The organism is Gordonia alkaliphila (genome assembly GCF_039542465.1).
Lineage (GTDB): Bacteria > Actinomycetota > Actinomycetes > Mycobacteriales > Mycobacteriaceae > Gordonia > Gordonia alkaliphila.
In genome coordinates this window covers 148944-166034 of record NZ_BAABIE010000005.1, presented here as the reverse complement: position 1 = coordinate 166034, position 17091 = coordinate 148944, and the positions used below count along the sequence as shown (strand labels likewise).

At 69.5% G+C, this 17091-nt stretch carries 16 protein-coding genes; 7 read left to right on the top strand and 9 right to left on the bottom strand.

Features of this window, described 5'->3' with window-relative positions; translation table 11 throughout:
- Nucleotides 1-40: 40 nt before the first annotated feature.
- Together ABD989_RS07435 and ABD989_RS07430 are read right to left on the bottom strand one after the other, a co-directional pair.
- Entirely contained in the window at nt 41-2296 is a 2256-nt protein-coding gene (locus ABD989_RS07435; protein WP_345312973.1) for an ATP-dependent DNA helicase RecG, read from the bottom strand.
- A 4-nt stretch (nt 2297-2300) separates the two neighbouring features.
- Nucleotides 2301-3947 (bottom strand): DAK2 domain-containing protein, encoded by a 1647-nt coding sequence (locus ABD989_RS07430; protein ID WP_345312972.1) that lies wholly within the window; start codon nt 3945-3947, stop codon nt 2301-2303.
- A 299-nt stretch (nt 3948-4246) separates the two neighbouring features.
- On the opposite strand from ABD989_RS07430, the gene rpmB reads away from it, so the two are divergent.
- The gene (gene rpmB / locus ABD989_RS07425; protein ID WP_246991232.1) at nt 4247-4438 is read left to right on the top strand and encodes a 50S ribosomal protein L28; all 192 of its coding nucleotides are present in this window, start codon (nt 4247-4249) and stop codon (nt 4436-4438) included.
- Between the two features lie 141 nt (nt 4439-4579).
- On the top strand, nt 4580-5371 hold the full coding sequence (locus tag ABD989_RS07420) for an enoyl-CoA hydratase/isomerase family protein (RefSeq protein WP_345312971.1): 792 nt from the start codon (nt 4580-4582) through the stop codon (nt 5369-5371).
- 10 nt (nt 5372-5381) lie between these two features.
- On the opposite strand, the gene ABD989_RS07415 is transcribed toward ABD989_RS07420, so the two are convergent.
- From ABD989_RS07415 to ABD989_RS07405, 3 genes are read right to left on the bottom strand one after another with little or no spacing between them, the layout of a single operon-like run.
- A complete protein-coding gene (locus ABD989_RS07415; protein ID WP_345312970.1) occupies nt 5382-6059 on the bottom strand; it encodes a uracil-DNA glycosylase in 678 nt (225 codons plus the stop codon).
- Entirely contained in the window at nt 6059-6580 is a 522-nt protein-coding gene (locus tag ABD989_RS07410) for a gamma carbonic anhydrase family protein (RefSeq protein WP_345312969.1), read from the bottom strand. Before ABD989_RS07410 ends, ABD989_RS07415 begins: the two co-directional genes overlap by 1 nt.
- A gap of 46 nt (nt 6581-6626) precedes the next feature.
- Nucleotides 6627-7232, bottom strand: coding sequence for a DUF3515 domain-containing protein (locus ABD989_RS07405; protein ID WP_345312968.1), 606 nt, complete (start codon nt 7230-7232; stop codon nt 6627-6629).
- Between the two features lie 33 nt (nt 7233-7265).
- Here ABD989_RS07405 and ABD989_RS07400 point away from each other — a divergent pair, with 33 nt between their 5' ends.
- A complete protein-coding gene (locus tag ABD989_RS07400; RefSeq protein ID WP_345312967.1) occupies nt 7266-8246 on the top strand; it encodes a thiamine-phosphate kinase in 981 nt (326 codons plus the stop codon).
- Nucleotides 8247-8286: 40 nt separating this feature from the next.
- Here ABD989_RS07400 and ABD989_RS07395 read toward each other — a convergent pair whose 3' ends face one another.
- Entirely contained in the window at nt 8287-9300 is a 1014-nt protein-coding gene (locus ABD989_RS07395; RefSeq protein ID WP_345312966.1) for an NAD(P)H-dependent glycerol-3-phosphate dehydrogenase, read from the bottom strand.
- A gap of 147 nt (nt 9301-9447) precedes the next feature.
- Between ABD989_RS07395 and cofC the strand changes: the two genes are divergently transcribed.
- Genes cofC through ABD989_RS07380 form a run of 3 tightly spaced genes read left to right on the top strand, consistent with a single transcriptional unit; the run spans nt 9448 to nt 13213 of the window.
- On the top strand, nt 9448-10095 hold the full coding sequence (gene cofC / locus ABD989_RS07390) for a 2-phospho-L-lactate guanylyltransferase (protein WP_345312965.1): 648 nt from the start codon (nt 9448-9450) through the stop codon (nt 10093-10095).
- 14 nt (nt 10096-10109) lie between these two features.
- Entirely contained in the window at nt 10110-12302 is a 2193-nt protein-coding gene (locus ABD989_RS07385) for an RNA degradosome polyphosphate kinase (protein WP_345312964.1), read from the top strand.
- Nucleotides 12299-13213 carry an NUDIX hydrolase gene (locus tag ABD989_RS07380; RefSeq protein ID WP_345312963.1) on the top strand — a complete coding sequence of 305 codons (915 nt, stop codon included), beginning with the start codon at nt 12299-12301 and terminating at the stop codon, nt 13211-13213. Before ABD989_RS07385 ends, ABD989_RS07380 begins: the two co-directional genes overlap by 4 nt.
- Before the next feature lie 47 nt (nt 13214-13260).
- Here the strand turns inward: ABD989_RS07380 and ABD989_RS07375 are convergent, their stop codons facing one another.
- From ABD989_RS07375 to leuC, 3 genes are all read right to left on the bottom strand, one after another.
- Complete coding sequence (locus ABD989_RS07375) at nt 13261-14043, bottom strand: HU family DNA-binding protein (protein ID WP_345312962.1); 783 nt, start codon at nt 14041-14043, stop codon at nt 13261-13263.
- 174 nt (nt 14044-14217) lie between these two features.
- Complete coding sequence (leuD, locus tag ABD989_RS07370; protein ID WP_345312961.1) at nt 14218-14808, bottom strand: 3-isopropylmalate dehydratase small subunit; 591 nt, start codon at nt 14806-14808, stop codon at nt 14218-14220.
- Between the two features lie 23 nt (nt 14809-14831).
- Nucleotides 14832-16274 (bottom strand): 3-isopropylmalate dehydratase large subunit, encoded by a 1443-nt coding sequence (leuC, locus tag ABD989_RS07365; protein WP_345312960.1) that lies wholly within the window; start codon nt 16272-16274, stop codon nt 14832-14834.
- A 99-nt stretch (nt 16275-16373) separates the two neighbouring features.
- Here leuC and ABD989_RS07360 point away from each other — a divergent pair, with 99 nt between their 5' ends.
- On the top strand, nt 16374-17090 hold the full coding sequence (locus tag ABD989_RS07360) for an IclR family transcriptional regulator (RefSeq protein ID WP_345312959.1): 717 nt from the start codon (nt 16374-16376) through the stop codon (nt 17088-17090).
- Nucleotide 17091 lies beyond the last annotated feature (1 nt).

The window sequence follows — 17091 nt, the reverse complement described above, 5'->3', positions numbered from 1 at the left end:
CCGCCGCCGCTCCGGTTCCCGCGACACCCGCGGCCGGGTCTCAGGACTTCTCGAGGTATCCGAGCTTGGACGGCAGCAGGACGCCGTCGACCAGCGCGGCCAGCGCCGGATGCTCGGCCAACGGCAGGTCGGCGAGCACGATCTCGGTGGCGAGTTCACGCGCATCGGCGATGACGTCGGCGTCGTCGAGCAGCGACAGGAAGTGCAACGACGACTTGCCACCGGACTGCAGAGAACCGAGGACGTCGCCCTCGCGCCGCGCCTCCAGGTCGATCCGCGCCAGCTCGAAACCGTCGTTGGAGTCGGCCACCGCCTTCAGGCGCGTGTGCGAGCTGCTGCCCGGTGTCGCGGTGGTCATCAGCAGGCACAGACCGGCGTGCTGACCACGACCGACGCGACCGCGGAGCTGGTGCAGCTGGCTCACGCCGAAGCGTTCGGCGTTGACGATCACCATCATCGTCGCGTTGGGCACGTCCACACCCACCTCGATGACGGTGGTGGAGACCAGGACGTCCAGCTCCCCGCGGGTGAACCGGTCCATCACCTCGTTCTTCTCGTCGCCGGGCATCCGGCCGTGCAGGTAGTCGATCGACCGGTGTGCGAGCGGCCCGGACTCGGAGAGCTCCTGCCACTGGTCGAGCACCGAGACCTCGTCGGCGTCGGGGTTGGACTTCTCGTCGCCGATCCGCGTGCACACCACGTACACCTGGCGCCCCTGATCCACCTCTTCGGCGGCACGCTGCCAGACTCGGTCGACCCATTTCTCCAGGGACATCGGGACGACGGTGGTGGCGATGGGCTGCCGACCGCGCGGCAGCTCGGTGAGGACCGAGGTCTCCAGGTCGCCGAAGGTGATCATCGCGACGGTCCGCGGGATGGGCGTCGCGGTCATCACCAGGAAGTGCGGCCGGTTGATTCTGCCCTTGGCGCGCAACACGTCTCGCTGCTCCACGCCGAAGCGATGCTGTTCGTCGACCACCACCATGCCGAGGTCGAAGAAGTCGACCTTGTCCTCCAGCAACGCGTGGGTGCCGATGACGATGCCGGCCTGCCCGGTCACGATGTCGAGGAGATTCTGCTTTCGCTCGGCCGTCTTCTGCGAGCCGGTCAGCAACGCGACCTGGGTGGCGCCGTCGGCGGCGCCGAGCTGGCCGCCGCGCGCGAGATCGCCGAGCATGGTCAGGACGGTCCGCTGGTGCTGTGCGGCAAGGACTTCGGTGGGTGCCAGGATCGCGCACTGATGACCGTTGTCCACCACCCGCAGCATCACCAGCAGCGAGACGAGCGTCTTACCCGAACCCACCTCGCCCTGCAGGAGCCGGTTCATCGGGTGCGCGGCGCCGATGTCGGCGGCGATCTCGTCGATCACCGCACGCTGCCCGACGGTCAGCTCGAACGGCAGCCGCTCGAGCAGCTGATCCTCGAGCCCGCCGGGGACGTGTGGACAGGCGTGCGCCGATTCGGTGCCCGCGGCGATCCTGTTCTGCGCCAACGCCGTCTGCACCGCGAGCGCTTCGTCGAACTTGAGCCGCTCCGCGGCGGCGGCGACGTCCTTCATCGAATCGGGCAGGTGAATGCGGCGGATCGCCTCGTCGCTCGTCATCAGACCGCGACTGGTCCGCTGCTGCTCGGTGAGCGCATCGGGTGTCGGCCCGAGCACGCCCAGAATCTGTCGCACCGCCCGCCAGATCTCCCAGGTCTGCACCTTCTTGGTGGCCGGATACATCGGCACCACGTCGCGCGAGAAGGAATCCATGTCTTCGGCGGTGGCGACGCGGTCGGGATCCTGCTCGGCCTGCTGGACGTACATGTCGGCCAGCAGGCCCGTGCCGATCGGGTCGGCGTGGGTCAGGTCCGGCAGGATCAGCCATTCGGGGTGCGACAGCTGGATTTGACCGCGGAAGTACTTCACCGTGCCCGCGAGCCCCATGCGCGTCCCGCGCGTCAGCTTGCTCTTCATCCACTTCGCATTGAAGAAGCTGACCTCGTATTCGCGGCGCCCGTCCTCGACCACCACCTTGAGGAAACTCCCGGGCTTGCGCTTCATCGGGATCATCTCGGTCCGGACCACGTGTCCCATCACGTTGATCCAGCTGCCGGCTTCGGGCAGTTCCATATCCGACGTGTCGCCGCGGGCCAGGTAGCGGCGAGGCACGTAACGCAGCAGCTCGCCCACCGTCGCCAACTCCAGGTCGGCGAGCTTGGCTACCAGAGCCGGATCCAGCGCCGTCTTCGACAGCGGGGTGGTCAGCGTCAGTGGCACCCCGTCGGTGCGCGCCGTCTCGCTTTCGGCCATGGCGCTATTCCACGCCGATCTGCAGCACTTGGCTGGACTGACCGCCGTGATAAAGCGCGAGTTCGATGCCGGGGTGCTCCCGGCGTAGGTGGTCCCCGATCCGGTCGCGGGCCTCGTCGCTCAGCTCGGCGCCCGCCAGGATCGTCACCATCTCGCCGCCGGTGGCGAGCATGAGGTCGATCAGCGCGGTCGCGGCTTCCGCCTGCTCCTCGGCGATCACCAGGACGTCCGAGCCGATCAGCCCCAGCGTGTCGCCGATCTCGCAGGTGCCGGCCAGGGTCATCATCTTGCTGTTGGAGCGACGTAACGATCCCCAGCGAGTGGCGGCGGCGGCCTCGGCCATCGCGAACGCGTCCACGTCCGGCGACTCCCCTGGATCGTGCACGGCCAGCGCCGACAGGCACTGCACCATCGACAACGTCGGGATGAACACGAGCGACCGCAGCGCCGACCGTGCCTTGGCGCCGACCGACACCAGATCGGCCGAGGCGATCATGCCGTTGCCCATGACGATCGTGTGCGCGCTGTCGGCGGAGCGGATCGCCTCGGCGACCATCGCCGGGTGCACGCCGTGATCGGTGCGGACCACCGCGGCGCCGGCGGCGGTGAACAACTCCTGCGAACCGTCGCCCTGCGCCAGGACCAGCACCGCGCGCTTGTTCCGCGGCGGCGGCTCGTTGGCGCCGGGCCTGCTGCGGTGGTCGTCGAGCAGGAAGCAGCTGATGCGGATCTCCCGCACCTCCCCCAACCGCAGACCTGCTTCGATCGCGGCGCCCGGCTCATCGGTGTGCACGTGCACCGAGAACTGCTCGGCGGCGGTCGAGCTGTCGCCGACGATCACCACCGAATCACCCAGGTCGTCCAGTTCGCTGCGGAGCGCACCGATACGGGCGCCGTCGGCGGCGGTGAGCAGGTACATCACCTCGAAGTCGGTGTCACCCGAGCCGCTGCACTCGTCGTCTCCGTGCCCGACGTGAGCCATCGATCCGCGGTAAGCCCGACGACGGTTCGCCACTCCCGTCACCACGAGCACCATCGCATCCAGCATCACCAGGAAGCCGCGCGCGCCGGCGTCGACGACGCCCGCCTTGGACAGTTCGATCATCTGGTCGGTGGTGGCCTCCAGCGCCACCGCGCATTCGTCGGCCACCGCGCGCACCAGGTCGGCGGGCGGACTGGCCACCTCCGCGGCCGCCACGTCGGCGGCCACCTGCAGGAGCGTGAGGACCGTGCCCTCCCGGGGCTCGCTGACCGCGCGCCGCGCCGACAGCGAGGCCAGCCGCAGGCCGTTGATCACCAGCCGATTGAAGCTGGCGTCCTGTTCGGCGGCGGCCAGATCGGCGGCGTCGGCCAGCCCCATCAGGATCTGCGACAGGATGATCCCGGAGTTGCCGCGCGCGTTGGCGACGCCGCCGTCGGCCAGCGAGCGCGTCACGATGCTCAAGGCGGCGTCGGCGTCCACCGAGTCCAGAGCCGCGGCGGCACCGGCCATGGTGAAGGCCATGTTGCTGCCGGTGTCGGCGTCCGGGATGGGGAAGACGTTGAGATCGTTGATCTCGGCGCGCTGCGCCTCCAGGCCGGTCGCGCAGGCATAGGCCCAGTCCCGAATCAGCCCGGGATTCACCGGCACCGACTCCCCGATCCGTCGCACGGCACGACCCCTTCCTCACCACCCGGCGTCCGGCACCGCACCGGAGTCCCCGTCACCGGCCCGCATCTACGATCGACCGGGACTGTGTTCGTCCCCTGAGATTACGCGGACCCGGTGACACGGACCGCATCTGCGGCCGCACTGTCGGCCGACCGGCCCACGCCGCGAGGCCGTGGCGTCGCGATTTGTCACTGAGCCCGTCGGACGGTTAATCTTGGCGGGTTGCCTGTCACCGCGGCTTTTCGCTGCGCATGCGACAGGTGAGTACCACTAGACATTTACAACCAAGGGAGTTCGACATGGCTGCCGTTTGTGACATTTGCGGCAAGGGCCCCGGCTTCGGCAAGTCGGTCTCGCACTCGCACCGCCGTACCAACCGTCGCTGGAATCCGAACATCCAGTCGGTCCGCGTTGCGCTTGCCTCCGGGAACAAGACCCGCAAGAACGTCTGCACCTCGTGCCTGAAGGCCGGCAAGGCCGTCTCGGCGTAACCGCCGCACGAAGCACGACCACCGCCGCTCGGCCCTCGCGCCGAGCGGCGGTTCGTCGTCTGCGGACCGGTCAGATGCCGCACGCAACCGATCACCCCCGTCCCGAGCGACCGCTCGGCCCACGCAGTTAGAGTGTCGGTTATGAGCGATGAACTGACCACTCTTCATGACGACGGCGTCCTCGAGATCGCCATCTCCCTCGAGTCCGCGGGCAACTCCCTCGACGGCGACGCCATCGTGCAGGGCACCGAAGCCCTGCACGAGGTGATGCGCGGCCAGCGCAAAGCCCGCGCGATCCTGCTGACCGGCAAGGGCCGCAACTTCTGCGCCGGCGGCAACGTGGCCCACTTCGGGGCTGCCGACGACCGTCGCCAGTTCCTGCGCGGCCTCGCCCACGACCTCAACAGCTTCGTCTCCGCGCTGTACGCCACCTCGCTGCCGACCGTCGCCGCCGTCAACGGGTGGGCCGCAGGTGCCGGCATGAGTCTGGCCCTGCACGCCGACTTCGCCGTCGGCGAGCCCGGCACCCACCTGCGCCCCGCCTACCCGGGCATCGGGCTCTCCCCGGACGGCGGCATGTCGTGGCTGCTGCCGCGCATCGTGGGCCTGGCCCGCGCCCGCACCATCCTGATGCGCGACGAAGTCCTCGATGCACAGACGGCCCTGGACCTCACGCTGCTCAGCGAACTGGTCGAGGCGGACCAGGTCTACCCGCGGGCCCGCACGATCGCCGCCGATCTCGCGAACGGACCGACCGGCGCCTATGCGGCGATCCGGTCGCTGCTGATGACCGCGTCGTCCAACACGCTGGCCGAGCACGTCGTGGCCGAGGCAGAATCGATCGCCGATCTCGCGATCACCGGTGAGGGTGTGGAAGGTGTCAACGCCTTCCTCGCCAAGCGGGCCCCGGACTTCCCCAGCGCCCGCCACTGACGGCGCTCACCTACGGGTTGGGCAGGCGCCAGTCGACGGGGTCCGCGCCGAGGTCGAGGAGTTCCTCGTTCACCCGGCTGAACGGGCGTGATCCGAAGAAGCCCCGCGATGCCGACAGCGGCGACGGATGCGGCGAGGTGATCACCGGAACGTCCGGCAGCCACTGCTCGGCCTGCCGGGCGTCGTTGCCCCAGAGGATCGCCGCGAGCGGCTCGTCCCGCGCCGCCAGTGCCCGGATCGCGCACTCGGTGACCGTCTCCCACCCCTTGCCGCGGTGCGACCCGGCCTCACCCGGCTGGACCGTCAGCACCCGGTTCAGCAGCAGCACGCCCTCGCGCGTCCACGGCGTCAGATCGCCGTTGGCCGGCACCGGATAGCCGAGGTCGTCGCAGTACTCCTTGTAGATATTGGCCAGCGACCGCGGGATCGGCGTCAGTTCCGGCTCCACCGAGAAGCTCAACCCCACGGCATGTCCGGCTGACGGGTACGGGTCCTGCCCGACGATAAGGACACGAACGTCGTCGAACGGCTGCATGAAGGCGCGGAGCACGTTCTTGCCCGCCGGGAAGTAGCCGCGACCGGCCGCGTTCTCCGCCCGCAGGAACTGCCCCATCTCGGCGATGAGTTCCTCCACCGGCGCCAGCGCCTGCGCCCAGCCGGGATCGATCAGTTCGCTCAGCGGCGCCATCAGTCGAGCCTCCGCAGTTCCCGGGCGTAGTACTGGGCGTTCTGGAAGTACAGCTCCACGTTGCCGACGACGTGCCCTTCGGCCACCTCGACGCCCTCGCGCACCTTGGCCGGCACGCCGACCGCCATCGCGCGGGGCGGGATCTCGGTGTTGTACGGCACCACCGCGCCGGCCCCGACCACGCTGCCCGACCCGATCGTCGAACCGTTGAGGACCACCGATCCGGAGGCGATCAGGCAGTCGTCGCCGATCACCGCGCCCTCGATGTGCGCGTTGTGGCCCACCACGCAACCGGCCCCGATCACCGTCGGGTCCTTGAACGTGCAGTGGATGACGGTCCCGTCCTGGATGTTGGTGCAGGCCCCGATCGTGATCGAGCCGTAGTCGCCGCGCAGCACCGCGCCCGGCCACACCGAGACGCCGTCGCCGAGCGTCACGTCACCGATCACGGTCGCGTCCGGATGGACGTAGGCGTCCTTGCCGAGTCGAGGTTCGCGCTCACCGAGTGCATATACAGCCATGCGTCGATCTAACCATCGACCTTCCGCGGGGTCGCCGCGGCGACACTCAGTTGCTGCCGAAATCCAAGGGGGCCGCGGGCAATTGGGCCATCAGCCCGGAGATGTCGGTGAGCGGACCATTGCCCGCCGACTTCGGCACCCACACCGCGACGTAGGGACGACGATCCACCAGCACGTAAGCCTGGCCCCGCTCCTCGTCGGTGTCGGTGATGAACCACTGCGTCGGGTTGATCACCTGCAGGGCGCTGGTCGGCGCCAACGCTTCCGGACGCGCGACCCCACACTTGAAGACCAGCGGATCGCCGTCGTCGTCGGCCGACGACGTCCACCGCACGGTGTCGCCGTCGATCTCCCGGCCGCCGAAGTCGCCGAACGATTCCGGCAGCTTCGCAATCAGCGGTCCGCAGGCCGCCGCGTCCTGCTCGACGGTGGCGTAGGAATCGACCGGCGTCATCACCTGCTCGCTGCTCTTGAACACCGCGAACACGATGAAGCCGGCGAGTACCATCGCCGGAATCGCGACCAGGGTCGCGATCAGGGCCGGGCTCAGTCGCGCGGGCTCGTCCCCGCCGGTCGTGTCCCCGCCGGTCCTGTCCCCGCCGGTCCTGTCCCCGTCGGTCGATTTCCCCTCGGTCCTGTCACGGTCGGTCATGCCACGAGCCTATCGAGGCGTAAGGTCGGCGCCGTGCAGACGGTGGGTGAGGTGGGTGAGCGGGCGATGATCGCCCTGTTCACCGCGGCAGCGGCGGAACGCGACGACGCCGACGGCGACGTGGTGATCGGATCCGGCGACGACGCCGCGGTACTGGCCGGTGCGGGCCCGGTGGTGGTCAGCACCGACACCGCGGTGGCCGGTCGGCACTTTCGCTTCGATTGGTCGACGCCCGAGCAGATCGGTGCGCGGGCGGTGGTCCAGAGCGCGGCCGACATCGCCGCCATGGGCGGCTCACTGAGCGGACTGGTGGTGTCGATCGGCTGTCCGCCGCAGACTCCGGTCGATCGCGTTCTCGCACTGAACGAAGGCATGGTGGCCCAGACCCATCGGTTCGGCGGCCGGGTCCTCGGCGGCGACCTGGTGTCCGCACCGGTCGTCGTCTTGACGGTCACCTCGCTCGGCAGTCTCGACGGCGTCGCACCGGTGACGCTCTCCGGCGCCCGCAGCGGAGACGAACTCGCGGTGAGCGGTCGCCTGGGCGGCGCCGCGGCCGGGCTGGCCGTCCTGTCCGCCGTCGAACACGGCGCCGATCCTGCTCTGGAGCAACGCTTCTCGCCCCTCGTCGAGCGGTACCGGTTGCCGCAGCCGGATCTGACGCAGGGACCGATCGCGGCCCGCGCCGGCGCGCACGCCATGACCGACATCTCCGATGGCCTCGTCGAGGAGATCGTCACGATGGCCGATGCGTCCGGATTGGGCGTCGACGTGGACTCGGCGGCGGTGCCCCGACCGGACGGTCTCGACGCGCTGGCCGCCGAGCTCGGGGTGGACCCGATCCGCTGGGCGCTCGCCGGCGGCGAGGATCACGAACTGCTCGCCGCCTTCGCCCCCGGCACGGTGCCCGCGGGCTGGGCGGTGGTCGGCACGGTGGGCCGCCGCGGCGACGGCCCCACCGTCGACGGGCGGCCGGTCGGCGACCTGCGGGGCTGGCAGTCGTTCAGCGAAACCTGATCCCCCCGTCGATCCCGTGAGCGAGGGCCCCGACGCCGACTCAGTCGGTGGCGCCGTAGACCTCGGGTTTGGTGGTGCGCCCGAGCAGCATGCCGACCATGTCCTGGACGTCCAGGCCCTCATGGCACACCTGGTACACGGCCTCGGTGAGCGGCATCTCGACGCCGTGCTCGCGCGCCAGATTCCGCACCGAGCGGCACGACTTCACGCCTTCGGCGACCTGACCGTTGGTGGCCGCCTGCGCTTCTTCCAGGGATGCGCCCTCGCCGAGTCGTGCGCCGAAGGTCCGGTTGCGCGAGAGCGGCGACGAGCAGGTGGCGACGAGGTCGCCGATGCCGGCGAGACCGGCCAGGGTGGTGATGTCCGCGCCGAGCGCGGTCCCCAACCGGATGGTCTCGGCGAGCCCGCGGGTGATGAGCGTGGCGAGCGTGTTCTCGCCGAAGCCCATACCGGCCGCCATGCCGCAGGCCAGCGCGATCACGTTCTTCGCGGCGCCGCCGATCTCGGTGCCGACCACATCGGTGTTGGTGTACGGACGGAAGTACGACGCCGCGAACGCCTGCTGGATGCGCTGCGCGACCGCCTCGTCGCTGCAGGCGATCACGGTCGCGGCGGGCTGCTCCTCGGCGATCTCGCGGGCCAGGTTGGGACCGGACAGCACAGCGATCTGGCTGTCGTCGAAACCGGTGACCTCCTTCATCACCTGGCTCATGCGGTCGCCGGTGCTGATCTCGACGCCCTTGGCCAACGACAGCAGGACGGCGTCGGCGGGCAGGAACTCGCGCCACTGCGTCAGGTTCTCCCGCAGCGACTGCGACGGCACCGCGCACACCACCAGTTCACGCCCGGCCAACGCCTCCTCGACCGACGACACCGCGGTGAGGCCCGCCGGCAACGCGATCCCCGGCAGGTAGTCGCCGTTCTCGTGCCGGGTGTTGATCTGCTCGGCGAGTTCCGGACGCCGCGCCCACATCGTCACCTCGTTACCCGCGTCGACCAGAATCTTCGCGACGGCCGTGCCCCACGACCCCGACCCCATGACCACCGCTCGCACTGCACCACTCCTTGCCTGGACCACCGATTGACCACCCACCCTAGTAGTTCGCCACGTCCGGAATTTCCGATCGCGGCAAACACCTCCATACCCGGGCAAGTGCGCCCCGGCGGGCGCGGCGACAGCCGACCATGCACCATGGACGTCATGTCCGACGGGGTCACTGTGGTGCTCGCACTCAAGGCGCTGTGTCATGCCAAGAGTCGGTTGGGCGACGAGTACCACCCCGACGCCGACCGCGAGCGCCTCGTCGCCGCGATGTTCACCGATACCGTCGCCGCCGTCCGATCCGCGGGTCACCACGACGTCGTCGTGGTGAGTCCCGATCCGCAGGTGCGCGACCTGACTCGCCGACTCGGCGCCCGCGCGGTGAGCGAGCCCGGCGGTGGCCTCAACGCGGCCCTCGCCCACGGAGCAGCAGGCGCGGACGGCACCGTCGTCTATCTGCAGGCCGACCTGCCCGCCCTGCGCGCCGAGTCGTTCGCCGAGGCCGTGGCGGCCGCCGGGCGGCTTCCGGTCGCCTTCGTCGCCGACCGCCACGGCACCGGCACCGCGCTGCTCGCCGTCGCCGCGGGCGTCGCGTTCACGCCCGCCTTCGGGACCGATTCCGCGGCCGCCCATCGCGCCGGCGGCGCCGTCGAACTGGATCCGTCGGGCACCCGCTGGCCCGACCTGGGGTGCGACGTCGACACCCCGGACGATCTGCGTGCGGCCGTCGCGCTGGGCGTCGGTCCGCGCACCGATACCGCGATGCTCATGCCCCAATCGGACGCCGCGCACAATCACGCCGAATAGGGAACAATAGTCCCGTGACTGCCACGGAAGAGACCACTGATACTGCGAATGCCGCCCTTCCGGCCGCGCTTCCGGCCGAGACCGTCGAGCCCGGCGAGTCCGCGGATCTCCCCCCGGCGCGCTACTTCAACCGTGAGCTGAGCTGGCTCGATTTCAACTCGCGCGTCCTCGCGCTCGCCGAGGATCCGTCGCTCCCCCTCCTGGAGCGGGCCAAGTTCCTGGCCATCTTCGCCTCCAACCTGGACGAGTTCTTCATGGTCCGTGTCGCAGGGCTCAAGCGGCGCGACGAGACCGGACTGTCGGTCCGGTCGGCCGACGGCCGGTCGCCGCGCGAGCAGTTGCAGCGCATCGCCTCGCGCACCCAGAAGATCGCCGACCGCCACGCCCGCGTCTTCCTCGACTCGGTGCTGCCCGCGCTCGCCGCGGCGGACGTGCACATCGCCGACTGGGACGACCTGTCCGGCCTGCAGCAGCTGCGCCTCACCGAGTACTTCCAGAACGAGCTGTTCCCGGTCCTCACGCCGCTCGCCGTGGATCCGGCGCACCCGTTCCCCTACATCAGCGGGCTGTCGTTGAACCTCGCCGTGACGGTGCGCGACGTGAACGAGGGCGGCGAACACTTCGCCCGCGTCAAGGTCCCCAACAACATCAACCGCTTCATCCGCGTCGACCATCTGATCCCCGATGAGGGACCGGAAGGCCCCGACGGGCACCGCCCGGCGATCTTCCTGCCTCTGGAGAAGCTGATCGCCGCCAACCTCGAATTCCTGTTCCCGGGTATGCACGTGGTGGAGCATCACGTCTTCCGTGTCACCCGCAACGCGGACTTCGAGGTGGACGAGGACCGCGACGAGGACCTGCTGCAGGCGCTGGAGCGGGAGCTGGCACGTCGACGCTTCGGTTCGCCGGTGCGCCTCGAGGTGGGCGACGACATGAGCGAGCACATGCTCGAACTGCTGCTCCGCGAACTCGACGTGAACCCGGCCGACGTGATCGGCGTGCCCGGTCTGCTCGACCTGAGCGCCCTGTTCGAGGTGTACGGCGTGGACCGCCCGGCCCTCAAGGAACCGCCGTTCGTCCCGAAGACGCACCCGGCCTTCGGCGAGCGCGAGACGCCCAAGAGCATCTTCGCGACGCTGCAGGAGGGCGACGTGCTGGTGCATCACCCGTACGACAGCTTCTCCACCAGCGTGCAACGCTTCATCGAGCAGGCGGCGGCCGATCCGCAGGTCCTCGCGATCAAGCAGACGCTGTACCGCACCTCCGGCGACTCGCCGATCGTCGACGCGCTGATCGACGCGGCCGCGGCCGGCAAGCAGGTCGTCGCCCTCGTCGAGCTGAAGGCGCGTTTCGACGAGCAGGCCAACATCCGGTGGGCGCGCAAGCTCGAGCAGTCCGGCGTGCACGTGGTCTACGGCCTCGTCGGCCTCAAGACCCACTGCAAGACCTGCCTGGTGGTGCGCCGCGAGGGCTCCACCCTGCGCCGCTACTGCCACATCGGCACCGGCAACTACAACCCGAAGACCGCGCGCCTCTACGAGGACGTGGGCCTGTTCACCGCGGCCCCGGAGATCGGCGCCGACCTCACCGACCTGTTCAACACGCTGACCGGCTACTCCCGCAAGAAGGAGTACCGGAACCTGCTGGTGGCCCCGCACGGCATCCGGACCGGGATCATCGAGCGGATCCAGGGCGAGGTGGCGGCGCTGCGCAACGGAAACACGTCGGCCCGCATTCAGCTCAAGGCCAACGCACTGGTCGACGAGCAGGTCATCGACGCGCTGTACCGCGCCTCCCAGGCGGGGGTGCCGGTGGACATCTTCGTCCGCGGCATCTGCGCACTGCGCCCCGGCGTCCCCGGGCTGAGCGAGAACATCACCGTCCGCTCGATCCTCGGCCAATTCCTGGAGCATTCGCGCATCCTGGTCTTCGGCGCGGCCGCCGAATACTGGATCGGCAGCGCCGACATGATGCACCGCAACCTGGACCGCCGCGTCGAGGTGATGGTGCAGGTGCGGGATCGACGTCTGACCGCCGACCTGCAGGCCATCTTCGACTCGGCGTTCGACCCGCGCACGCGCTGCTGGGAACTGCAGCCCGACGGCGCCTGGACCGCCTCCCCCGAAGCCGGCGAGGAGGTCCTCGACCACCAGCGGCGGATGGGTCTGCGCAAGCGCGCCTACTCCGAGTCCGGGGTCGGCGCATGAGTTCGACGCCGCGGACCGTGTGGGCGGCCGGCGGCGTCCTGTGGCGCAGGACGCCGCGCGGCGAGGTCGAGGTGGCCGTGGTCCATCGCCCGCGGTACGACGACTGGTCCCTGCCGAAAGGCAAGGCGCACAACGGTGAACTGCTGATCACGACCGCGGCGCGGGAGATCGCGGAAGAGACCGGCTACGACGGTCGCGTCGGCCGATACCTCGGCATCGTCGAGTACCCGTTGAAGTCCGGCGTCGATAAGAAGGTCGCCTACTGGTCGATCGCGGCGTCGAGCGGCCGCTTCGTCGCCAACCACGAGACCGACGACGTCCAGTGGCTGTCGATCGCCGGTGCCGCGCGCACGGTGTCGTACCCGGCCGACCGCACGATCCTGGAGTCCTTCGCCGAGCACCCCGCCGACCGACTGCACCAACTGGTCGTCGTCCGGCACGCCACGGCCGGCCACCGATCGCACTCCAAGGACGACCACCTCCGACCGCTCGACGACAACGGCGAACAGCAGGCCCGCGCCCTGGCACCGTTGCTCGGGCTTTTCGGCCCCGCGCACCTGCACGCAGCCGATCGCCTGCGCTGCGTTCAGACGCTGATTCCGCTGTCGCAGGAACTGCGCACCGACATCGTCGTCGAACCCGCGCTGACCGAGGAAGCCTGCGCCGCCGACTTCGCCGCGTCCTATGCGCGGCTCCGTGAACTCGCCGCACCGGTCTCCGGGGTGCGGGTGATCTGCAGCCAGGGCAAAGCCATCCGCCCGCTGCTGAAGCGATGGGCCGCCGACGCCACGATCACCCTGCCGTCGACGCGCACCCGTAAAGCCGCCACCTGGATGCTGACCCTGAACGGTGACGACCTGGTCCAGGCCGACTACCTGCCCAGCCCGTTCGGCGACACGAACGGACACTGACCGCACGGCCGGTCGAGCGCGTCCCCGCCCGCGAACCGGGTGGCGCCCTACTTCGCCGGCGTCACCTTCGCCGCGGTCTTCTTCGCGGCGGTCTTCTTGGCCGCAGTGGTCTTCTTCGCGGCAGTGCTCTTCTTGGCAGCGGTGGTCTTCTTCGCCACTGTGGTCTTCTTCGCGGCCGTGGTCTTCTTCGCGGCAGTGGCCTTCTTCGCGGCCGTGGTCTTCTTCGCGGCCGTGGTCTTCGTGGCCGCCTTCTTCGCCGGCGTGGTCTTCTTCGCGGCCGTGGTCTTCGTGGCAGGAGCCGCCTTCTTCGCGGCGGTCGTCTTCTTCGCCGGGGTCGTCTTGGTGGCGGACGTCGCCTTCTTCGCTGCCGTGGTCTTCTTCGCAGCGGTCTTGGTCGCAGCGGTCTTCGTAGCACTGGTCTTCTTCGCGGCGGTCTTCGCGGCGGTGGTCTTCTTCGCGGCGGTCTTCTTCGCGGCGGTCTTCTTCGCGGGCGCCTTATCGTCAGCCGCAGCGGTGGTCCGCTTGACGGCCGGTTCACCTGCCTTCAGTCGACGGCGGCCGGCGATGATCTCCTTGAATTGGGCGCCCGGACGGAAGGCCGGAATGTTGGTCGCCCGCACCTTCACCGTCTCGCCGGTACGCGGGTTGCGCGCGACTCGCGGTGCGCGACGGCGCTTTTCGAAGACACCGAAGCCGGTGATCGTGACGCTCTCGCCCTTGCTCACCGCACGGACGATGGTGTCGATCAGGGTCTCCACCGCCTCGGTGGCGGTCTTGCGGTCGGCATCGAGGCGCTTGGTCAGCTCTTCGATGAGTTGGGCCTTGTTCATGCGTTCCTCCGCGTGTTGGATTCACAAGCCGGACCGGCTGTTCCTCACGGTAAACGCCTGTACGCACCGTCGGGGCGCATAAGAAGAAATCCTCACCACCCGAATCAGGTTCGGGCGGTGAGGTTTTCTGGTAAGCGTCCGTTCAGTGCCGACGCCGCGCGGGCGTCCGCGCGATCAGGGCAGCGTCACGGGCAGGAAGCTCGATCGCTTCTTCTCGAACTCGCCGATCGCATCCACTTCGCGCAGGGTGAGACCGATGTCGTCGAGCCCCTCCATCAGGCGCCAGCGGGTGTAGTCGTCGATCTGCAGCGGCACCACGAGATCGCCCGCGGTCACGGTGCGGGTCTCGAGATCCACGGTCAGTTCCAGTCCGGGCTCGGCTTCCAGCCGCTTCCACAGCAGCTCGACGTCGTCCTGATTCACTTGTGCCGCAACGAGTCCCGCCTTGCCGGAGTTGCCGCGGAAGATGTCGGCGAAACGCGAGGAGATCACCACGCGGAAGCCGAAATCCATGAGTGCCCAGACAGCGTGCTCGCGCGAGGAGCCGGTACCGAAGTCGGGACCGGCCACCAGCACCGAGCCCTTGCTCCACGGCTCGTTGTTGAGGATGAAGTCCGGATCGCCGCGCCAGGCGGCGAACAGTCCGTCCTCGAAGCCGGTGCGGGTGACCCGCTTGAGGTAGACCGCCGGGATGATCTGGTCGGTGTCGACGTTGCTGCGCTGCAACGCAACTCCGATACCGGTGTGCTTGACGATGGGTTCCATGAGCGTCTTTCTCTTCTCGAAGTTCAGACGAGGTCGGCGGGTGAGGACAGCGTGCCGCGCACCGCGGTGGCGGCGGCGACCGCGGGCGAGACGAGGTGCGTGCGACCGCCCTTGCCTTGTCGCCCTTCGAAATTGCGGTTCGACGTCGACGCGCAACGGTCGCCCGGAGACAGCTGATCGGGGTTCATGCCGAGGCACATCGAGCAGCCGGCCATCCGCCACTCGGCGCCCGCGGCGTCGAAGATCTCGCCGAGGCCTTCTTCGTCGGCCTGGGCGCGCACCTGCATCGAGCCGGGCACGATCAGCATGCGCACGCCGTCGGCCACCTTGCGGCCCTTGAGGACCTCGGCCACCGCGCGTAGATCCTCCATGCGCCCGTTGGTGCACGAGCCGACGAATACGGTGTTGACCGCCACCTCGCGCAGCGGCATGCCGGCCGTCAGGTCCATGTACTCCAGCGCGCGGGCGGCGGCCAGTGCTTCGGTCTCGTCGACGATGTCGGCGGGGTCGGGCACGTTGGCGCCCAGCGGCAGCCCCTGGCCCGGGTTGGTGCCCCAGGTGATGAACGGCGTGAGCGTCGACGCGTCGATGTGGACTTCACGGTCGTAGACCGCACCCTCGTCGGTACGCAGGCTGTCCCAGTACTCGACGGCGCGATCCCACTCCTCGCCGGCCGGCGCGTGCGGGCGGCCTTCGAGGTAGTCGTAGGTCACCCGGTCCGGTGCGATCATGCCCGCGCGGGCGCCGGCCTCGATCGACATGTTGCAGATGGTCATCCGGGCTTCCATCGAGAGCTTCTCGATGGCCGAGCCGCGGTACTCCAGGACGTGGCCCTGACCGCCGCCGGTGCCGATCTCGGCGATGATCGCCAGGATCAGGTCCTTGGCGGTGACGCCGTCGGGCAGCTCACCATCGACGTTGATGGCCATGGTCTTGAACGGACGCAGCGACAGCGTCTGGGTGGCCATCACGTGCTCCACCTCGGAGGTGCCGATGCCCATGGCGATCGCGCCGAAGGCGCCGTGGGTGGAGGTGTGGCTGTCGCCGCACACCACGGTCATGCCGGGCTGCGTGAGACCCAGCTGCGGTCCGACCACGTGCACGATGCCCTGCTCGGCATCGCCCATCGGGTACAGGCGGACGCCGAACTCGGCGCAGTTGCGGCGCAGCGTCTCCACCTGCAGCGCCGAGACCTGGTCGGCGATCGGGCTGAAGATGTCGACGGTCGGGACGTTGTGGTCCTCGGTCGCGATGGTGAGGTCGGGGCGACGCAGCTTGCGGCCGGCCACGCGGAGGCCGTCGAAGGCCTGCGGGCTGGTGACCTCGTGCACCAGGTGCAGGTCGATGTAGATCAGGTCCGGCGCGGTCTCACCGTTGTCGTCGACCTTTCCGGGCACCACCACGTGGGCGTCCCAGACCTTCTCGGCCAGCGTGCGGGGCACGCCGGCTGCTGCTGACTGCGTCATGAGCATGCTCGACTTTCACGTCTGACCCGGTCCACCGGCTTCGGGGCTGTCGCCTGAGCGGACTGGCAATCTCAATATATGGACGGCTAATATCGCCGTATGAGAAATACTAGCGGAATCGGCGTCCTAGACAAATCGGTGCTGGTCCTGCAGACGCTCGCGCAGCAGCCGCGCAATCTCGCCGAGCTCACCGAGGCCACCGGCCTCCCCCGCGCTACCGCGCATCGCCTGGCCGTCGGCCTCGAGACCCACCACCTGCTGGCCCGCGACACGACCGGGCGCTGGGTGCCCGGTCCGGCCCTGCACAGCCTCGCCGCGGCCGCGCCGGACATCCTGCTGCAGGCCGCTCTGCCCCTGCTGCCGGGGCTGCAGCAGACCACCGGCGAGTCGGTGCAGCTCTACCGCCGCGAAGGACGCGAGCGCGTGTGCATCGCGGCCGTCGAACCGCCGACCGGACTCCGCGACACCGTGCCCGTCGGTTCGCGACTGCCGATGAGCGCAGGCTCGGCGGCCCGGGTGCTCGCTGCCTTCGCCCCGCCCGAGGCCCGCACCGACCTCCTGGTCGACGCCGGCTTCACCGAGCGGGCGCTGACCGAGGTGCGCAAGCGCGGCTGGGCGCACAGCGCCGGGGAACGCGCCGACGGCGTCGCCAGCGTGTCGGCGCCGGTGCACGACAGCACCGGCGAGGTGATCGCCGCGGTGTCGGTCTCCGGGCCGATCGACCGGATGGGTCGTCGTCCCGGCGAACGCTGGGCGGGCGACCTCGTCGACGCCGCCACCCGCATCGGCGCACGACTGGCCCCGCCGCTGCGCTAGC